This window comes from Flavobacterium lipolyticum (genome assembly GCF_020905335.1).
Lineage (GTDB): Bacteria > Bacteroidota > Bacteroidia > Flavobacteriales > Flavobacteriaceae > Flavobacterium > Flavobacterium lipolyticum.
The window spans coordinates 153,068-168,919 of sequence record NZ_JAJJMN010000002.1 but is presented as its reverse complement, the minus strand read 5'-3'; the positions used below and the strand labels follow the sequence as shown (position 1 = coordinate 168,919).

Here is a 15,852-nt window from a genome sequence, read left to right as displayed (position 1 = left end):
ATGATTACTGAAAAAGAAAATACAGCACTTAAAACTAAAGCAGAAAGCAAAACTCCAATCATTGAGATCAGGGATTTGCACAAGACTTTTGGTACAAACAATACTGTTCTGCAAGGTGTAAATCTAACGGTGAATAAAGGAGAAGATTTAGTGATTCTTGGGCGTTCCGGTTCGGGAAAATCGGTCACCATAAAATGTATTGTGGGGTTAATAACTCCCGATCAGGGCGAAATAAAAGTCTTTAACGAAAATGTATTAAACCTGAAGAAACCTGAGCTAAATCAGATTAGGGTTCGAATTGGATTTTTATTTCAAAGCGGTGCACTGTATGACTCCATGTCGGTACGCGAAAATCTGGCTTTCACTTTACAAAAACACAAACAGAACTTAACGCCGGAAGAAGTTGAAACTGAAGTCATGGAAGCTTTAGATAATGTTGGTTTGGCGGATGCGATCGATAAAATGCCGTCTGAACTATCAGGCGGAATGCAAAAAAGAATTGGTCTGGCCAGAACATTAATCTTAAAACCGGAAATTATCTTATACGACGAACCCACAACGGGATTAGACACTATAACCTCGCGTGAGATCAGCGAATTAATTCTCGATATCAAACACAAACGTAAAACAACTTCCATCATTATTACTCACGATATGGCTTGTGCAAAACTCACAGCCGACCGAATTATGGTTTTAAAAGACGGAGTAATACATGCCGAAGGGACTTATGAAGAACTGGAAAAAGACGAAGACGAATGGGTACGCTCATTTTTTGAATAACGCAAAATAAATAGTAGAAATCATGGATAAACAATCTGGATATACCTGGAAATTAGGAATGTTTGTAGCAATTGGATTGTTACTTTTTATAATGGCCATTTATTTTATAGGCAAACAAAAAAACCTCTTTGGCTCCACCTTTCACATCAGCTCCCGATTTAAAACGGTGAGCGGTTTGGAAGTAGGCAACAATGTACGTTTTTCGGGAATTAACATTGGTACGGTCGAAGAAATCAGACTGATTAATGATTCGTCAGTAGTGGTTTTAATGGTGATTAAAGACGATGTTAGAAAATTTATCAAAACAGACGCTCGCGCCAGCATTGGTTCTGACGGATTGATGGGCGACAAGGTTCTTACTATTTCTCCTGGTATAAAATCACAAAAAATAATCGAAAACAACGGTGCAATTGCTTCGATTGACGGAATAGAAATGCAGGACATCATGAAAAGTGTCAAAAAAAGTGTCGATAATGTAGGCATTATTTCTGACGAACTTGCCACTTTTAGTCATAGTATGAATAACGGAAACGGAGCTTTGGCCAGACTGGTTCGCGACGATAAAATGGCCAATAGCGTTTCGAATACCCTTTCAAATCTGGAAAGCGGTACCAAAGGTTTTAGCGATAATATGGAAGCTGCCAAAAATAACTTTCTGTTGAGAGGTTATTTCAGAAAAAAAGAGAAGGAAAAGGAAAAACAGAAAGAGGAAGCTAAAGAGAAAAAAGAAGAGCAACAGGAAAAAATCAATAAAGAAAAAGAGGAAAAAGCCAAAGAAGAGAAACAAAAACAGGAGAAACAAAAAGAAGAAGACGCTAAAAAAGCACCTTCCGGAAAAGAAAAATCATAGATAAAACTCCAATGAAAACGAAAAATAAAACACAAGCTGCAATCCAAATTATTTCGTCTTCAAAATTTTAATGAGGCTCTTTAAAAGTAACTTTTAAAATGGTTACCTTACTGCTTTACAAAAACAGTACTTCATGAAAAGTTTTTCTTTCCCGCCCCTATCCAACAAAGATGCTGTTATTCTGATTTTGGGCACCATGCCCGGAACCAAATCATTGGAACTGAATCAATATTACGGTCACCATCAGAATAATTTCTGGAAATTTATGTTTGTTATTTTGAAAGAGAATCAATCTACTGATTATGAAACCCGAAAAGCTTTGCTGCAAAAAAACAACATTGCAGTGTGGGATGTGTTACAGCATTGTGACCGGATAGGGAGTTTGGACAGTGCGATTAAAAACGAAACCCCTAATGATTTTGAAACCTTTTTAGAACAACATCCCAAAATCACAACCATTCTTTTTAACGGACAAAAAGCAGCAGCATTCTTTAAAAAATATGTCCAGCTGAAAAAAAACTATCACTTGATTACACTACCCTCAACAAGTCCGGCAAATGCAGGCAAAAGCTATGAATCTAAACTTCAGGAGTGGAAAATTTCTGTTGATCCATCTCATAATAATACATCGACACCTCACACAGATTAATTTTTTTTTAATACATTTAAACATTGATTGCGTTATTTTTTCTTTGAATAAGCTATTCTCTTCCGGAGTAGCCTTGTTACATAATCGGAAACCAAAACGATATCATTATGAAAATTCAAACTTATTACAATCATGTTCGGTTTTATACCCCGCATCATTTTGTTTATTATCCGATTTTAGCACTATTCTTAGGCTGCAGTATTTACTTCGCCTGTACGACCGAAAATACACTTATTTGGTCGTTTATAAGTGTTTGTTTTCTATTTCTGTTTTTTCTTGCCTATATGCTGCGCCAGCATTACGCCCTGACGCTTCAGAACCGAATCGTGAGGCTGGAACTTCGTTATCGTTATTTGAGCCTTACCGGAAAAAGGCTTGAAGAATTCGAATACAAACTAACAGACGATCAGATTTTTGCTTTGAGATTTGCTCCTGACGACGAAATCCTACCGCTTTTGGAAGATGCTCTTAAAAATAATCTCAGCGGAGATGTTATAAAAAAAGCCATCGTGCACTGGAGAGCAGATTACAACAGGGTATAAAAACAATGGAAAGGATAAACTTTCCCTAACCTCTACTTCTGCGATTAAACCAAACATACACTAAAAAAAGGATCAGCCAAACGGTTACAATCACGCCAAAATACATCCCAATAATTGACGGATGTAAATAGTTGGGTTCGTAAAAAAGCTTATCAAAAGTGATAAACTTCTCTATTAATGCTTTTCGGTCAAAGCTGTTTCGAATCGTATTCAATACTTCATCGCGATGTTCCCTAAAATAAAAAGCATCTGCGACAAGTTCTTTGGGAACAATATTACTCTCAATTTTATACTTCTTCAAAAGAGTATCCAGCCTCTGAAAATTCAACTGCAACGAGTCTTTTCTGTATTTGTACAGCAGTTTATAACGTTGTACTGCAGCATCGTACTGTTGCTTTTCTGTTGCAATTCCTTCCACCGGTTTAAACAATGATTTATTTTCGAGAAAAATACAAATGCTATCGTCATATTGAGGTCGTACCTCAACACCTCTGAATAGGATCTCTGTACTGTCTTTAATCGCTTTTTTGGCTATAATTCTCTCCGAAAGTTCTTTTTTATCTAAACCAATTTCATCCAAAACCTTGCTAGTTGCAGTCGAAACTTTATCTAAATCGGTTGTGAGCACTTTCAAAGTATCGATGCTGTAATACGTGCTCTCTGTGTTGTAATATCCATTTGATATTAAAACACTATCTAATACTTCCGTGACAGGATAGGGTTTTGGATATAAGATATGAACCGGATTAAACAACTTTTCAGAACTGTAAGATGTATAATTGTATAAAAACGGATTTAAAACATTCAGTAAAACCTTGTCTTTGTTGAAATTAACTTCCGGAAGTTCACTCCTTAATTTAGCATTCAGCCCAAAACTATAACTGATGAAAAAGGAAAAACTCAGAAAACAAATCAGCAGTAATACCAAACCGGTTTTAAGAAGATTGGTTAAAGAATAAGGATATCGGGAGTGATTTTTAACCAAAAATATCAGGAAGAAAAATAAAAACAAACCGCTGATGAAAAAATGGGAAATGGAAACATCATCATAAAATTTAAATCTGTAAAATTCAAAATAGGAATTGATGTTGGCAATGCCTTTAAAGGTAAAAAAACCATATAAAAAATACCCTAAATGAAGGAACAGCAGCACCAAAAAAGACTTTACAAAGAATTGCTTTAATTTTTTTTCCATTTTATATTTTGAGAATTTACTCTCAAATATAACCAATCTGATTTAAAAATGAAATTTTCAAACCCTCCTGAAAAAAAATCTCCAAATCAGAATTAGCCCTTTTTTCAGGCTCCAATACCATTGAAATTGATACAAACTCAATGTAAAAACAGCATACAAAACTGATAGTCAAATACATTAACGCAAAGTAAAATTAAATAAAACTGAATTGGGCGTTTCTTTTTCGTTAACTTTAAAAGTTAAAAATTTATCCCTAAAATGATAAATAATTGAATTTTTTCGCCACGAAAGCACGAATTATTTGAAATACAAATTCGTGCATTCGTGGCGATTAGTTATACTATTCAGAAGTTTCCAATTGCAGTACAACTTCCTGATAATGTTTACTAAGTGAAAATAATTGCTCGGCAAAAATCATAATCGCAAGCGGGATGAAGAAAAAGGAAAGCAAATTTTCTTCGTATAAAAAATAAGTGGTTACCATAAAAATTCTCAGGTATTCCAGATAATAAATCCATCTTCTTTGTTCTAATAATGCCCCACAATTTACTAATGTTACCAGAATAAGTAACAGTACAAAAATTTTGTCCGAGACATTTAGTCCTTCAAAACAATACGTAAAAACCGTTAAAAGCAATGTAGAAACCCCAAGCTGGATGTAGAGATAATTCTTAAATCGAAGCCTTTGATGCGGATTCGCTTTGTCCTGTAGAAAACGTTTCTCTAAGGTTGGTCGAATATCCTGATCCATATGGGCGGGACTGCCAAATACCGCTTTCCATTTTGCTTTAAATCCTGTTGAGCGCTTCCACAGCTCGTAAATCTCAAAATAGTAATGAAAATGCTGCCACAAGAAACTATATGTTTTGAGTGGATGTGTTAAACCGTATTTTGGTTTTTCTTCCTCTTCCTGAAAAGTTCCGAAAAGACGATCCCAAAAGGTAAACATATCGCCGTAATTTTTATCGAGATATTTCTCATCAGAGGCGTGATGCACACCGTGTACAGAAGGCGTAACAAAAACATACTCCAGCCATTTTATTCTGCCAACAAGCTGTGTATGCGTAAAAAAAGAATAAGCTCCGTGCACAATCAGCATGGTAATCACCATAGAAGGGTGAAAACCAATAAGCGGCAGTACACACCAAAATCCTGTTCTAATCACGGCCTGAAAAGTCGTAATTCTGGCAGCCGCAGTAAAATTAAACTCTTCGCTATGATGATGTACGATGTGTGCTGCCCAGAAAAAATTGACTTCATGCCCCAATCGGTGGTACCAATACCAGACAAAATCGGTGGCAAGAATTAAGGCAATCCATACCAAAACACTATTCGAAATGTCAAAAAATCGATAATTATCATAAATCAAATAATACAACTGGTAAAAACTGGCTGCCACAAACAAATTGATCAACCGTTCTGCAATCCCAATGCTAATATTTGAAACTGAACTTTCATAGTTAAAAATTTCCGGTCTCTTTCGTCGTTGTGCAAGCTTGTATTCTAAAAAGAGAAAGAGAAAAAAAGCAGGCATCGCGAAAGCTAGAAAATTAATATGTTCCATTTTAAAAAATACGTATTTAATTTATAAAAAAACACACAGCAGTAGTACTTCTATATCCTTATAAAAACAAAGACATTTTCATCAAGCAACAAGTTCTTTTCAGCTGAAAATCTTCTTATTAATTGATGAAAACAATCTTTACTATTAAAAATCTAATTTTTAATTCTGCTTAAATTTCGGAGTATCCAGCGCCACTTCTTTTACAGATTGAGTGTCGGCTACCTTTTTCAACGCAATAATATAAGCTGCAATACGCGGCGTTACATTATGTTTGGCGGCAATTCTGAAAACCGTCTCAAATCCCTTTTCTAAGATGTCCTCTAAGCGTGTATTAATCTGATGAATTCTCCAGGACTCCAGTAGCGAATTCTGAAGCCATTCAAAGTACGAAACTGTAACGCCACCCGCATTAGCCAAAATATCCGGAACCACTAAAACATTGTTATCGTGTAGTATTTTATCTGCATCGGAAGAAACCGGTCCGTTGGCACCTTCCACAATAATTTTAGCGCGAATATCATTAGCATTCTTTTGTGTAATCACATCTTCTGTGGCAGCAGGAATCAATACATCCACTTCTAACAACAATAAATCCTCATGTTTAATAGCAATTGAATTCGGATATCCTTTAATACTTTTATTGTTCAAATTGTAGTACAAAATCAATTCAGGGATATTAAGTCCTTCAGGATTGTAAAACGCTTCGGAAACATCACTAACCGCAACCACTTTTAGTCCTTTTTCAAATAAAAATAAGGCCGAATGCAATCCCACATTTCCAAAACCCTGAATGGCTACTGTAGATTTTGCAGGTCTGAGTTTTAATTTTTCAAGGGCTAATAAAGTGATGATACTAACCCCTCTTCCTGTTGCTTCTACCCTGCCTAATGAACCGCCGGAATGCAAATGTTTTCCGGTTACTACGGCGTGAATTGTTTTGCCATGAAGTATCGAAAACTCATCCATTAACCATCCCATCTCATCGGGCCCCGTTCCCATGTCCGGAGCCGGAACATCTTTTTCAGGTCCGAAAATATCTATTAAAGCTTTGGTATAAGCTCTTGTTATTTTCTCTAATTCATTCTTAGAAAGTGTCGTGGGATCACAAATAATTCCGCCTTTTGCTCCTCCAAACGGAATCCCGGTTACCGCCGATTTCCAGGTCATCCAGGCAGCCAGTGCTTTTACTTCGTCAAGGTTCACTCCCTTATCATATCGGATTCCACCTTTTGAAGGCCCTAAAGCCGTATTGTGAATAACACGATAACCTTCAAAGTTCTTTTCAGAACCGTTGTCCAGGGTAATTGAAAAATTAACGACAATTTGCTTTTCCGGACGCTGGAGTTTTTGCCTGATCGATTCGTCTAATCTAAGAATGTCTGCGGCAATGTTAAAACGATCAATCATGGATTGAAAGGGGTTCTGTTTTATTAATTCTGCACTCATATTATATCGTTTAATTGGGGTTATTATATTTTATCTTTTACAAAAATTTTTTCTAAGGTTTATGGATACTTGCTCTAACATAGGATTTTCCTAAAACAGCGTCGCATCATAACACTGGTATTTCTCTTGGTTCTCATTTTGTTTCTTTTTTTCCAGTTCTAAAAAAAGCCTTTCATTGGTGCATGAAAGGCTAAAAAAAAAAATAACAAGTAAATTTCTCTATCAACGCCATTTCATCACATAGTCCTGCATGCGACACATCGTGAAGCCACATAAAGATGAGATGATATTTTGACTATAGTTCTTCATTGTTATTGCAAATCTATAAAATATATTTTATAAATTCTATAGAATTAGTAGAGTTTATTTTTGTAAAATGAAAAAATCAACAAAAAACACTTGTTAATCAACACAATACATTCTGAAAAAATTTATTTAAACTGAGAAATAACAATAAAAATGATGGCTATTAAAGCTAAAAAGATACCAATAAAGTTAATTTTAGATAATTTTTCTTTGAAAAAAAGCAAACCAACACAACTTCCCAAAACAATAACTCCCATGTTCATTCCTGCAAAAACTGTTGATGGATTTTCAGCAAATGCTTTATGTGCCTTTAAATAGAACAGGATATTTCCGAAATTGAAGATCCCCACCAAGGCACCAAAAAGAATATTTTTAGAGTCCATTTTCCTCTTTTTTGCCCCTATTTCATAGATCGCAATTAAAAAAGCTACTGCTAAGGCGATACAGAACACCACAAACAAAGAGGTTGGATAAGGCAAAGTAGTATAAAGAGCGATTTGCTTGAAGAGAATATCAATAACTCCAAAACCTACCAGAACCACCGCCGGATAAATCCATTTATTCTCTGTGGTATCCGGCTGCTTTTTTAAGATGAGTAAAAGCGCCAGAAAACCAATTAGTAACCCGATAATTTTATAGGTATTAAATTCTTCTTTAAAGATGAACCAGGCCGCCAAAATTGGGATGAATAACGACAATCGCTGGGCTGTATCTGTTTTTACAATCCCCACCTTTTTTATGGAAGCTACCAGAAACAAAAAGACTATCGGCAATAATATCCCAATAGCAATGTAAATGTTCCAGGGCGCGTTTGCATCAACTTCATTTAAATTGGGGCTAAAAGTAAAATAACAAAGTGCTAAAGCCACAATATAATTGAACGCAATAATTTGAGTGGGATGTGTATTGTATTTTCGCGTTATTTTAAAGATTACACCAACAATTACACTGCACAAAATACTGAGGATAAGAAACAACATAAGATTATATTTTGAATGCAAAAATAACGCTTAAACTCCTTTTGTTCTATTTTTTGTTTCTTTTATTCCAGCCTTTTTAATTTCTAACTGTATAATTTTTCCTTTACTATTTTTAATAAATTCTACTGTCGTATTATTATTATCTGAGCGAAAGAACTTTGTTTGTGATTCCGGCAACAATTCGATAGCAGAACCCGCATAATACAGTTTGTTCTCTTTCTTTACAATTTTAATATTTTCATACTCCCCTATATATTGATCATAAGCCTTCACATCTCCAGCTACCTGAATGTGTTTGTACGGAAGCTCTGCCTCTTTCCCAAAACATATTCCCGCAAGGCCATAAGCGATATAATACGATTTTGACTGGTTGTTGGATAAAACGGTAATAAAAACTTTATCGGCAGTAAATTTGTTAAAGGATGTCATTGCCCCAAAGAAACCACCATCATGCGCAATTAATTGATGTCCCTGATTATATACAGGATTGATTATTACGCCAAAACCAAAGTTCTGTTCATTATACGATGTAAACATTTTTTTCTTAGATTCCTCTGATAGCAAAGACTGACCATCAAAAAGTGCTTTATTCCACAAATTTAAATCTTCAACAGTTGAATATATACCATCATGACCACGATTGAAATTCCAATTGATGTATGGATTTTTAGTTAATTTATTATCATTGAAATAATACAACTGAGTCATTTTATCCACTACAGTATCACTAGTAGAAACTCCGGAATTGTACATTTTAGCTTTATCGAACAGATTTTGCCTTAAATACTCTTCATAAGATTGTCCCGATACTTTTTCAACAATGCGCGCTAATAAATAGTATCCAATGTTACTGTAGGCTGTGCTGGTTCCCGGCTCAAACAGCAAAGTTTTTTTTGCCAGATACGTACAAACAGAATCTTTATTGAGATCTGTTCTTACCAAATACAGTTCATCAAAATCCATTTGAAAACCTGAATTATGACTTAACATCATTTTTAAAGTGATGACATCACCTTTAGGGAAACCAACAAAGTACTTACTCAATTGATCCTCCAATGATAACTTTTTATGCTCCGCTAACTGCAAAATCGCTACAGCCGTAAATTGCTTTGAAACTGAAGCCATGCTAAATTTTGAATCGACTACATTTTTTACTTTCCACTCATAATTCGCAAAGCCATATGCTTTTTTTAGAAGTATCGAATCGTTTTTAGAAACCAATACTGTACCGCTAAAATCATTAACTGCAAATTGTGCATCCATGTATTTTTCTAATTGTATACTAAGCCCCTTTTGTGAATATCCAAACATAAATACCAACAATACGATTAGTGTTAATCCTGATTTCATGCTAATTGTTTTTACAGTTAATGATTATTTTATGGAGTGTTTTATCCAATAACGCTATTTCTTCCAGAGACAAGCCCTCCAATGCCGTTTGCCTGTTAATCTTAATAACGGGTTGTATATCGTCAAGTGTTTTTTTTCCTTTTTTAGTGATTTCCAGATTAAATTTTCTTCGATCCACAGGGTGAATTGTACGGCTTATATATTCTTTTTTCACCATTAATTCAATCATTCTCGTAATGGAAGCACTGTCTTTAAATACAAGATTAGCCAATTCATTTTGGGAAATGTCCGGATTGTTGTTTAGTATAATTAAGACCAGACATTGATCGACGGTAATATCTTTTACGACCTTGGTAATGTTTTTTTGTGCCAGTCTTCGATATTCTTTTATTGCTTTCTCTAAGGAGTACAGAGCTGTTCCGGTTGGATTTTCGAGTTGCATACTTTTTTTATTTGATACAAATATAATTGATATATCAATATCTTTTAAAAAAATCTCAAACCCGACAGATTTTTAAAACTTGTCGGGTATAATGATAAACGATTTTAGTCGCTTTTTAACCAGCCTGTAATACTCATTCTGGTGTTTTGGGTAACCAGAACTTCATGCACCAATTCATTACTTTTAAAAAAAACCGTTTTCCCTGCGTAGGTGCAATTTTTTGATTGTTATTTTCCTGATGGATCATTAATTCTCCACCATCGCTTTCTTGCCAATTGCTGTTAAGATAACTGATCATCGAATATTTTCGACTGGAATTGTTTTTAAACTGATCTAAATGCTTCAGATAAAAATCGCCTCTTTCATATAAAGAATAGTGAAATTCATAACCCGTAATTCCGGTATAACAACTTTCATTCAAATACACTATAAAAGCATCTATCTTATCAAAAAACTCATTTTCAAAAACATTGTTGTGTTTTTTATCCAGCCAATAAATAGAGTCACTGCGTACCGCTCCATCGTAAGACAGCTTTTCTGAGTTTCCGATTCCTGCAGCCAGCAACAAACTTTTACGGTTTAAATCTATTAGATTTTGCTTTAAATGATTGGCCAGTTCAGGACTTAAAAAATGCTCTGATATTCCAACCTTGTTTTCTATATAACTCGCAATCAAATCTTCGAAACTATCTTCCATTTTTATTTTGGGAAACTGCAAATACAGCCAACGGAGCAAGGTAGATGAAATAAAACTGGTAATAGGCTTTTTACAAAAGAATAAGCCCTACAAGTTTGCATATACCTGTAGGGCTTGTAAAAAAAATAGAGTATAAACTACAATTTACTAATATAACTTCCGTACATATCTTTAAACTGATGTCCTTGAGCAAAACGGTCTTTGCTCATTTTTTTGTATTCGACCAATCCCCACAAAATAAATTCTTTCATGAAATACTGATCTTTTTTATCCAGTTGAGGCAAATATTTTTTCAACAAAACATCCAGCGGAGTTACTTCATCTAAAATGTTCTGATACTCTAAATCAGAAGCATCATCTAACAATTCGAAACCGCTTTCGGCAAAAAACCATTCGATCACATCTGAATAAGGTGTTTTTTCTCCCGGTTTTTCAAGTTTCTCTATTCGCGGTAATAACGTTGGAAATAAAGTTCTGATGGCTAAACCAATTAAATTTTGTGCTACCACGGCAGCTCCCTCCTGCTCTCCTTCGTAAACCAATTCTACTTTTCCGGTAATAGCAGGAATAATACCCACAAAATCAGACAAACGCAAAGTGGTTTTATCTACTCCGGCTTTTAAGGCACGACGTTCTGCTGTACTCATTAAATTCTCGAAAGCGGTGATACTCATTCTGGCACTTACTCCACTTTTATTATCGATATATTCGCTTTCGCGTGCTTCAAAACTAATCTGTTCTAAAATGTCTCTGGCCAGCGCCGGCACATAAACTAATTTGTGCTGTGTTTCATCCAGTTTGGCTTCCTGCTCTGTGATAGCTCTTGCAACGGCAACACTTTCAGGATAATGCGTGAGAATCTGCGAACCAATTCTATCTTTTAGAGGCGTTACGATACTTCCTCTATTGGTATAATCTTCCGGATTGGCTGTAAATATAAATTGCATATCCAAAGGCATTCTCAATTTAAATCCTCTAATCTGAATGTCACCTTCCTGCAAAATATTGAATAAAGCGACCTGAATTCTGGCTTGTAAATCCGGCAACTCATTAATTACAAAAATACAGCGGTTGGCTCTCGGAATCATTCCGAAATGAATGACACGATCATCGGCATAAGAAAGCTTTAAGTTTGCTGCTTTTATAGGATCGACATCTCCAATTAAATCGGCAACAGTAACATCGGGTGTAGCTAATTTTTCGAAAAAACGCTCACTGCGATGCAGCCATGAAATAGGCGTATCTTCACCTTTCTCCACAATTAAATCTTTGGCAAAACGTGAAATAGGATTTAACGGATCGTCATTAATTTCCGAGCCCGCCACAAACGGAATGTACTCGTCTAACAATTCAACCATCTTACGTGCCAAACGTGTTTTCGCCTGACCACGAAGTCCTAATAAGTTGATATTATGACGAGAAAGAATGGCACGCTCCAATTCCGGAATTACCGTATTTTCGAAACCATGAACACCTTCAAAAACAGGCTTTCCTGACTTTATTTTCTCCCGAAGATTATTGCGTAATTCGTCTTTAATACTGCTACTTTTGTAACCAACAGCTTTTAACTGTCCTAATGTTTTTATATTTTTTATTTCCATTTTTACTGATTGAAAAATTTCTAATTTGTTTTTTTTTAAAACTTTTAATGGCCTCTTGCTTCTCTCCCGCTTCGACTTCGCTCAGCGGACAATAGTAACTGAGACTGTCACTGCAACTTATGCTTCGATTTCGCTCAGCAGGACACCGTCACTGAGACTGAGACCGAGACTGAGACTAAAACCAAGCCTAAACACTACCTCACTCTCTTCTTCCTATTCGTTTCATAATCTTCAAAAATCATCTCTCCCAGTCCTTTTAATCCGGTGTAAAATGCTTTTCCCTGATTCGCTTCGGTAAAATGGTTGACAAAACGCTGTAAATACGGATCGTTTGCAATCATGAATGTCGTAATCGGAATGTGTAATTTTCTGGCTTGCTGTGCCTGTGTATAACATTTATCAACGATGTACTCGTCGAGTCCGTTGCTATTCATATAATAGGAACCGTCACGCTCGCGTACGCAGCTGGGTTTTCCATCGGTAATCATAAAAATCTGCTTGTTGGTATTTCGTTTTCTTCGCAAAATATCCATAGCCAATTGAAGTCCCGCAACGGTATTGGTATGATAAGGTCCTACTTGCAGATAGGGCAAATCTTTAATAGGGATGATCCAGGCATCATTTCCGAAAACCAAAATATCGAGTGTATCTTTGGGATAACGAGTTGTGATTAATTCGGCCAAAGCCATGGCCACTTTTTTTGCAGGTGTGATTCGGTCTTCGCCATAGAGAATCATACTGTGACTGATGTCGATCATCAAAACGGTGCTCATTTGCGCTTTGTATTGAGTTTCTTCTACTACCAAATCATTTTCGGTTAGCATGAAACTTTCAACACCATTATTGATCTGGGCATTTCGCAGACTTTCTGTCAATGAAATTCGTTCTAAACCATCTCCAAAATTAAATTCACGAAATTCCCCCGTATGTTCGTCACCATTTCCGGCATGTTTGGTTTTATGACTACCACTTCCGGAACGTTTCAAATTACCAAAAATTTGATCCAGGGCCTGCTGTCTGATAGCGCGTTCTGTCTTGGCAGTAATACCAAAACCACCGCTTCCGTCAGGTTTAACTTCGTCTTTTATGTAACCTTTCTTTTTTAAATCTTCGATAAAATCATCGATAGTGTAGTTCTCGTCTGTTAGTTTGTATTCTATGTCTAACTCCCTTAACCAGCTGATTGCTTCGTCAAAATCACCCGAAGTATGGGTGATCAGCTCTTTAAAAATACCAAAAAGCTTTTCAAACGGAGACTGAAACGGAGCTTCGTACGACTTAAAATAAAAACCTTTTTTAAATTCGTTTTTCATAATTTTAAAATTACGTTATTTTAGAATTATGAAAAACGAAACGTTTATTAATTTTTAGTTAAAATATCTAATCAAAACTAACAACTAACAGTGTTAGGTCTGACAATTATTCAAACTTTCCATCAACATAAAACCACTCTTCATTTTCAAATTTAAAAGTCGAAAATTCATAATGCACTTGTGGTTTGTGGTCTGAATCCAAGAAATAGGCTTTGAATTCGACGGTATTTTCAGTAAAACTTAAAATCTCGAGTCTCTGCCATTTATTAGCTGTTGCCCATTTTAAAATTTCGGCCTTCGAATAGTATTTTCTTTCCGAAATATAAGTGGTTTCTAATAGATAATCTGCCTTGTGACAGGCATAAGCCGAATATCTGGAACGCATTAAAGTTAGTGCCGTTGGTGCTTTTTGATTGTTTTCAAGATACTGACCACAACAATTTTCGAACCATAATCCAGTATCACAAAAGCACTTCTTACTCTCCATCAACCTGCTCTTCTCCATTAATTTTTACATGCAACTGATTCAATAAAACCTGATACCTGCTAATTTCTCTTAAATCTTCATCTTCTTCAGCATGATCCAACATATCATCTAAGGTATCACTTACTTCAAGCAATTTATTATTGGCTTCTCTATTATTCTTGGCAGCAATTAAATCAATAATTTCCTGCACACTTGCTTTTAAATCTTCGTATTTACTCATCTGTAGTGTATTATTTTTTGTTTCAGGTTTCAGGTTTCGGGTTTCAGGTTTCAAGTTTCAGGTTTCAAGTTTCAAGTTTCAGGTTTCAGGTTTTTTTATTGGAACCTAAAATCTGATACATTTTATTCTTCTTTATTCTCGTTGAACTTTTTAATAATTTCTTTAAGCTTTTCTTTGCGTGCAATCTCAGCCTGTTTTACTTTGTTTTGGGCTTTATGCAATTTGTCATTATGCTTTTTGATGTTCCTTTCGTTGTTGCGTCCCATTATATTTCTCTTTTAATTTCGTCTAAAGTTTTCTCGGTATAAATCAACTCGTTAATAATTTGCTTTCTCAGCTCATCAATATCTTCATAATCAAAATGCTTTGCCCATGAAGTGAGTTGTTGCAGGTTGCGAACCTGTTTTATTCGTTTCGTTGTTTCAAAACTGGTTCTTAAAATAGGTTTTCCATCATAATTCGGGTTCTTCTTATGCTGATAGGTGACCAGATTCTGATCAAAGTCAGCTTCGATATAGTACAGTTTTTCTTCAGCGTTATCCGGATAAAATTCGTTCCAGGCCGCAAAACCTATTTTAGTTTTCGAAGCAGTTTCCGGTACCATTGCTACCAAACGCCATTTGCTGTTGGCCAGTCTTCCCCAATGATTTGACACCCGGTACATTCCGGCTTCCGTATAATAATAAGCGCTTCCGGCTTTGCTCTCAAACTGCTTCTTTAAACCTTCAATTTTATCTGAAAGTACTTCATGAAAAACACAAAACGTATTTTTAAAGGAATTAGGATGTGGTTTGAAGTTTTTTTGCATGTGCAAATATACTGAGATTGTCAAGAACTCCCTAAAACAAACATAATAATGATTAACTTTGCAACTTCAATTTTAAAACAAACAAAATTATGTCTAAAGATCCACAAGGGAAAATGCTGCAAAAAGGAATTTATACGGGCATCATAGAAAAAGATGAAAACAACAACTATTTTTGTGGTGAGTACCTTTTAGACTATAAAATCGCACATACTAACTTTAATATAGGGGATTGGATCACGATTAAATCTATCATCGAAAACCCAAGCGATATTAGCTATGATAAGTATCCAAAAAAATCTAAAAACTTCGATAAGGCTAATAATAAACCGGAGAACAAGTAATAAAGATTAGTTTCAAGTTTCAAGTTTTAGGTTTCAGGTCACTTTTAACGCAAAGATTTACGCAAAGTTCGCAAAGTTTTTATTTATGAAGCTTTGCGAACTTCGCTTTTGGAGTGCATCTTATCCTAAAAAAACCTTGCGGTTTTTTGCGGTTAAGTACGCCCAACACTTAGTCCCCGCAATCATAAACCTCAAACAAAAACAAATATTTTTCCGCTCAAAAGTAAAAAGTTAAAAAAAAGTGTACCTTTGCAAAAAATTTGTCGTTTTGAAGTGAAAAA

The 15,852-nt window shown here is 35.3% G+C and carries 18 protein-coding genes; 5 read left to right on the top strand and 13 right to left on the bottom strand.

Going from position 1 to position 15,852, the window contains the following annotated elements:
- From LNQ34_RS17570 to LNQ34_RS17555, 4 genes are all read left to right on the top strand, one after another.
- Positions 1-780: an ABC transporter ATP-binding protein gene (locus tag LNQ34_RS17570; RefSeq protein WP_202703990.1), complete on the top strand. Its 780-nt coding sequence runs from the start codon at positions 1-3 to the stop codon at positions 778-780.
- A gap of 22 nt (positions 781-802) precedes the next feature.
- Complete coding sequence (locus LNQ34_RS17565) at positions 803-1,630, top strand: MlaD family protein (RefSeq protein WP_202703989.1); 828 nt, start codon at positions 803-805, stop codon at positions 1,628-1,630.
- Between the two features lie 133 nt (positions 1,631-1,763).
- Complete coding sequence (locus tag LNQ34_RS17560) at positions 1,764-2,279, top strand: DNA-deoxyinosine glycosylase (protein WP_230000655.1); 516 nt, start codon at positions 1,764-1,766, stop codon at positions 2,277-2,279.
- Positions 2,280-2,386: 107 nt separating this feature from the next.
- Entirely contained in the window at positions 2,387-2,821 is a 435-nt protein-coding gene (locus LNQ34_RS17555; protein WP_230000654.1) for a DUF6526 family protein, read from the top strand.
- Between the two features lie 25 nt (positions 2,822-2,846).
- Here the strand turns inward: LNQ34_RS17555 and LNQ34_RS17550 are convergent, their stop codons facing one another.
- The 13 genes from LNQ34_RS17550 to LNQ34_RS17490 all read right to left on the bottom strand — a co-directional run bounded on the left by LNQ34_RS17550 (position 2,847) and on the right by LNQ34_RS17490 (position 15,230).
- Entirely contained in the window at positions 2,847-4,016 is a 1,170-nt protein-coding gene (locus LNQ34_RS17550) for a hypothetical protein (protein WP_230000653.1), read from the bottom strand.
- Between the two features lie 340 nt (positions 4,017-4,356).
- Positions 4,357-5,580 carry a sterol desaturase family protein gene (locus LNQ34_RS17545; protein ID WP_230000652.1) on the bottom strand — a complete coding sequence of 408 codons (1,224 nt, stop codon included), beginning with the start codon at positions 5,578-5,580 and terminating at the stop codon, positions 4,357-4,359.
- A gap of 159 nt (positions 5,581-5,739) precedes the next feature.
- Positions 5,740-7,026 carry a Glu/Leu/Phe/Val family dehydrogenase gene (locus LNQ34_RS17540; RefSeq protein WP_230000651.1) on the bottom strand — a complete coding sequence of 429 codons (1,287 nt, stop codon included), beginning with the start codon at positions 7,024-7,026 and terminating at the stop codon, positions 5,740-5,742.
- A 431-nt stretch (positions 7,027-7,457) separates the two neighbouring features.
- Complete coding sequence (locus tag LNQ34_RS17535) at positions 7,458-8,312, bottom strand: EamA family transporter (protein ID WP_230000650.1); 855 nt, start codon at positions 8,310-8,312, stop codon at positions 7,458-7,460.
- A gap of 30 nt (positions 8,313-8,342) precedes the next feature.
- On the bottom strand, positions 8,343-9,662 hold the full coding sequence (locus LNQ34_RS17530; protein ID WP_230000649.1) for a serine hydrolase: 1,320 nt from the start codon (positions 9,660-9,662) through the stop codon (positions 8,343-8,345).
- Position 9,663: 1 nt separating this feature from the next.
- Entirely contained in the window at positions 9,664-10,104 is a 441-nt protein-coding gene (locus LNQ34_RS17525) for a MarR family winged helix-turn-helix transcriptional regulator (RefSeq protein ID WP_202703106.1), read from the bottom strand.
- A gap of 133 nt (positions 10,105-10,237) precedes the next feature.
- On the bottom strand, positions 10,238-10,801 hold the full coding sequence (locus tag LNQ34_RS17520; protein WP_346432366.1) for a 2OG-Fe(II) oxygenase: 564 nt from the start codon (positions 10,799-10,801) through the stop codon (positions 10,238-10,240).
- A 137-nt stretch (positions 10,802-10,938) separates the two neighbouring features.
- Positions 10,939-12,402 carry an AAA family ATPase gene (locus tag LNQ34_RS17515; protein WP_230000648.1) on the bottom strand — a complete coding sequence of 488 codons (1,464 nt, stop codon included), beginning with the start codon at positions 12,400-12,402 and terminating at the stop codon, positions 10,939-10,941.
- A gap of 194 nt (positions 12,403-12,596) precedes the next feature.
- Positions 12,597-13,715 carry a vWA domain-containing protein gene (locus LNQ34_RS17510; protein ID WP_230000647.1) on the bottom strand — a complete coding sequence of 373 codons (1,119 nt, stop codon included), beginning with the start codon at positions 13,713-13,715 and terminating at the stop codon, positions 12,597-12,599.
- 106 nt (positions 13,716-13,821) lie between these two features.
- On the bottom strand, positions 13,822-14,220 hold the full coding sequence (locus LNQ34_RS17505; RefSeq protein WP_230000646.1) for a YchJ family protein: 399 nt from the start codon (positions 14,218-14,220) through the stop codon (positions 13,822-13,824).
- The gene (locus tag LNQ34_RS17500) at positions 14,192-14,422 is read right to left on the bottom strand and encodes a hypothetical protein (RefSeq protein WP_017495552.1); all 231 of its coding nucleotides are present in this window, start codon (positions 14,420-14,422) and stop codon (positions 14,192-14,194) included. Before LNQ34_RS17500 ends, LNQ34_RS17505 begins: the two co-directional genes overlap by 29 nt.
- Before the next feature lie 122 nt (positions 14,423-14,544).
- The gene (locus LNQ34_RS17495; RefSeq protein WP_202703102.1) at positions 14,545-14,688 is read right to left on the bottom strand and encodes a hypothetical protein; all 144 of its coding nucleotides are present in this window, start codon (positions 14,686-14,688) and stop codon (positions 14,545-14,547) included.
- The gene (locus tag LNQ34_RS17490; RefSeq protein WP_230000645.1) at positions 14,688-15,230 is read right to left on the bottom strand and encodes a hypothetical protein; all 543 of its coding nucleotides are present in this window, start codon (positions 15,228-15,230) and stop codon (positions 14,688-14,690) included. The genes LNQ34_RS17495 and LNQ34_RS17490 overlap by 1 nt, the downstream gene beginning before the upstream one ends.
- 89 nt (positions 15,231-15,319) lie before the next feature.
- Between LNQ34_RS17490 and LNQ34_RS17485 the strand changes: the two genes are divergently transcribed.
- On the top strand, positions 15,320-15,571 hold the full coding sequence (locus LNQ34_RS17485) for a hypothetical protein (RefSeq protein WP_017495549.1): 252 nt from the start codon (positions 15,320-15,322) through the stop codon (positions 15,569-15,571).
- The last annotated feature ends 281 nt before the right edge of the window (positions 15,572-15,852 follow it).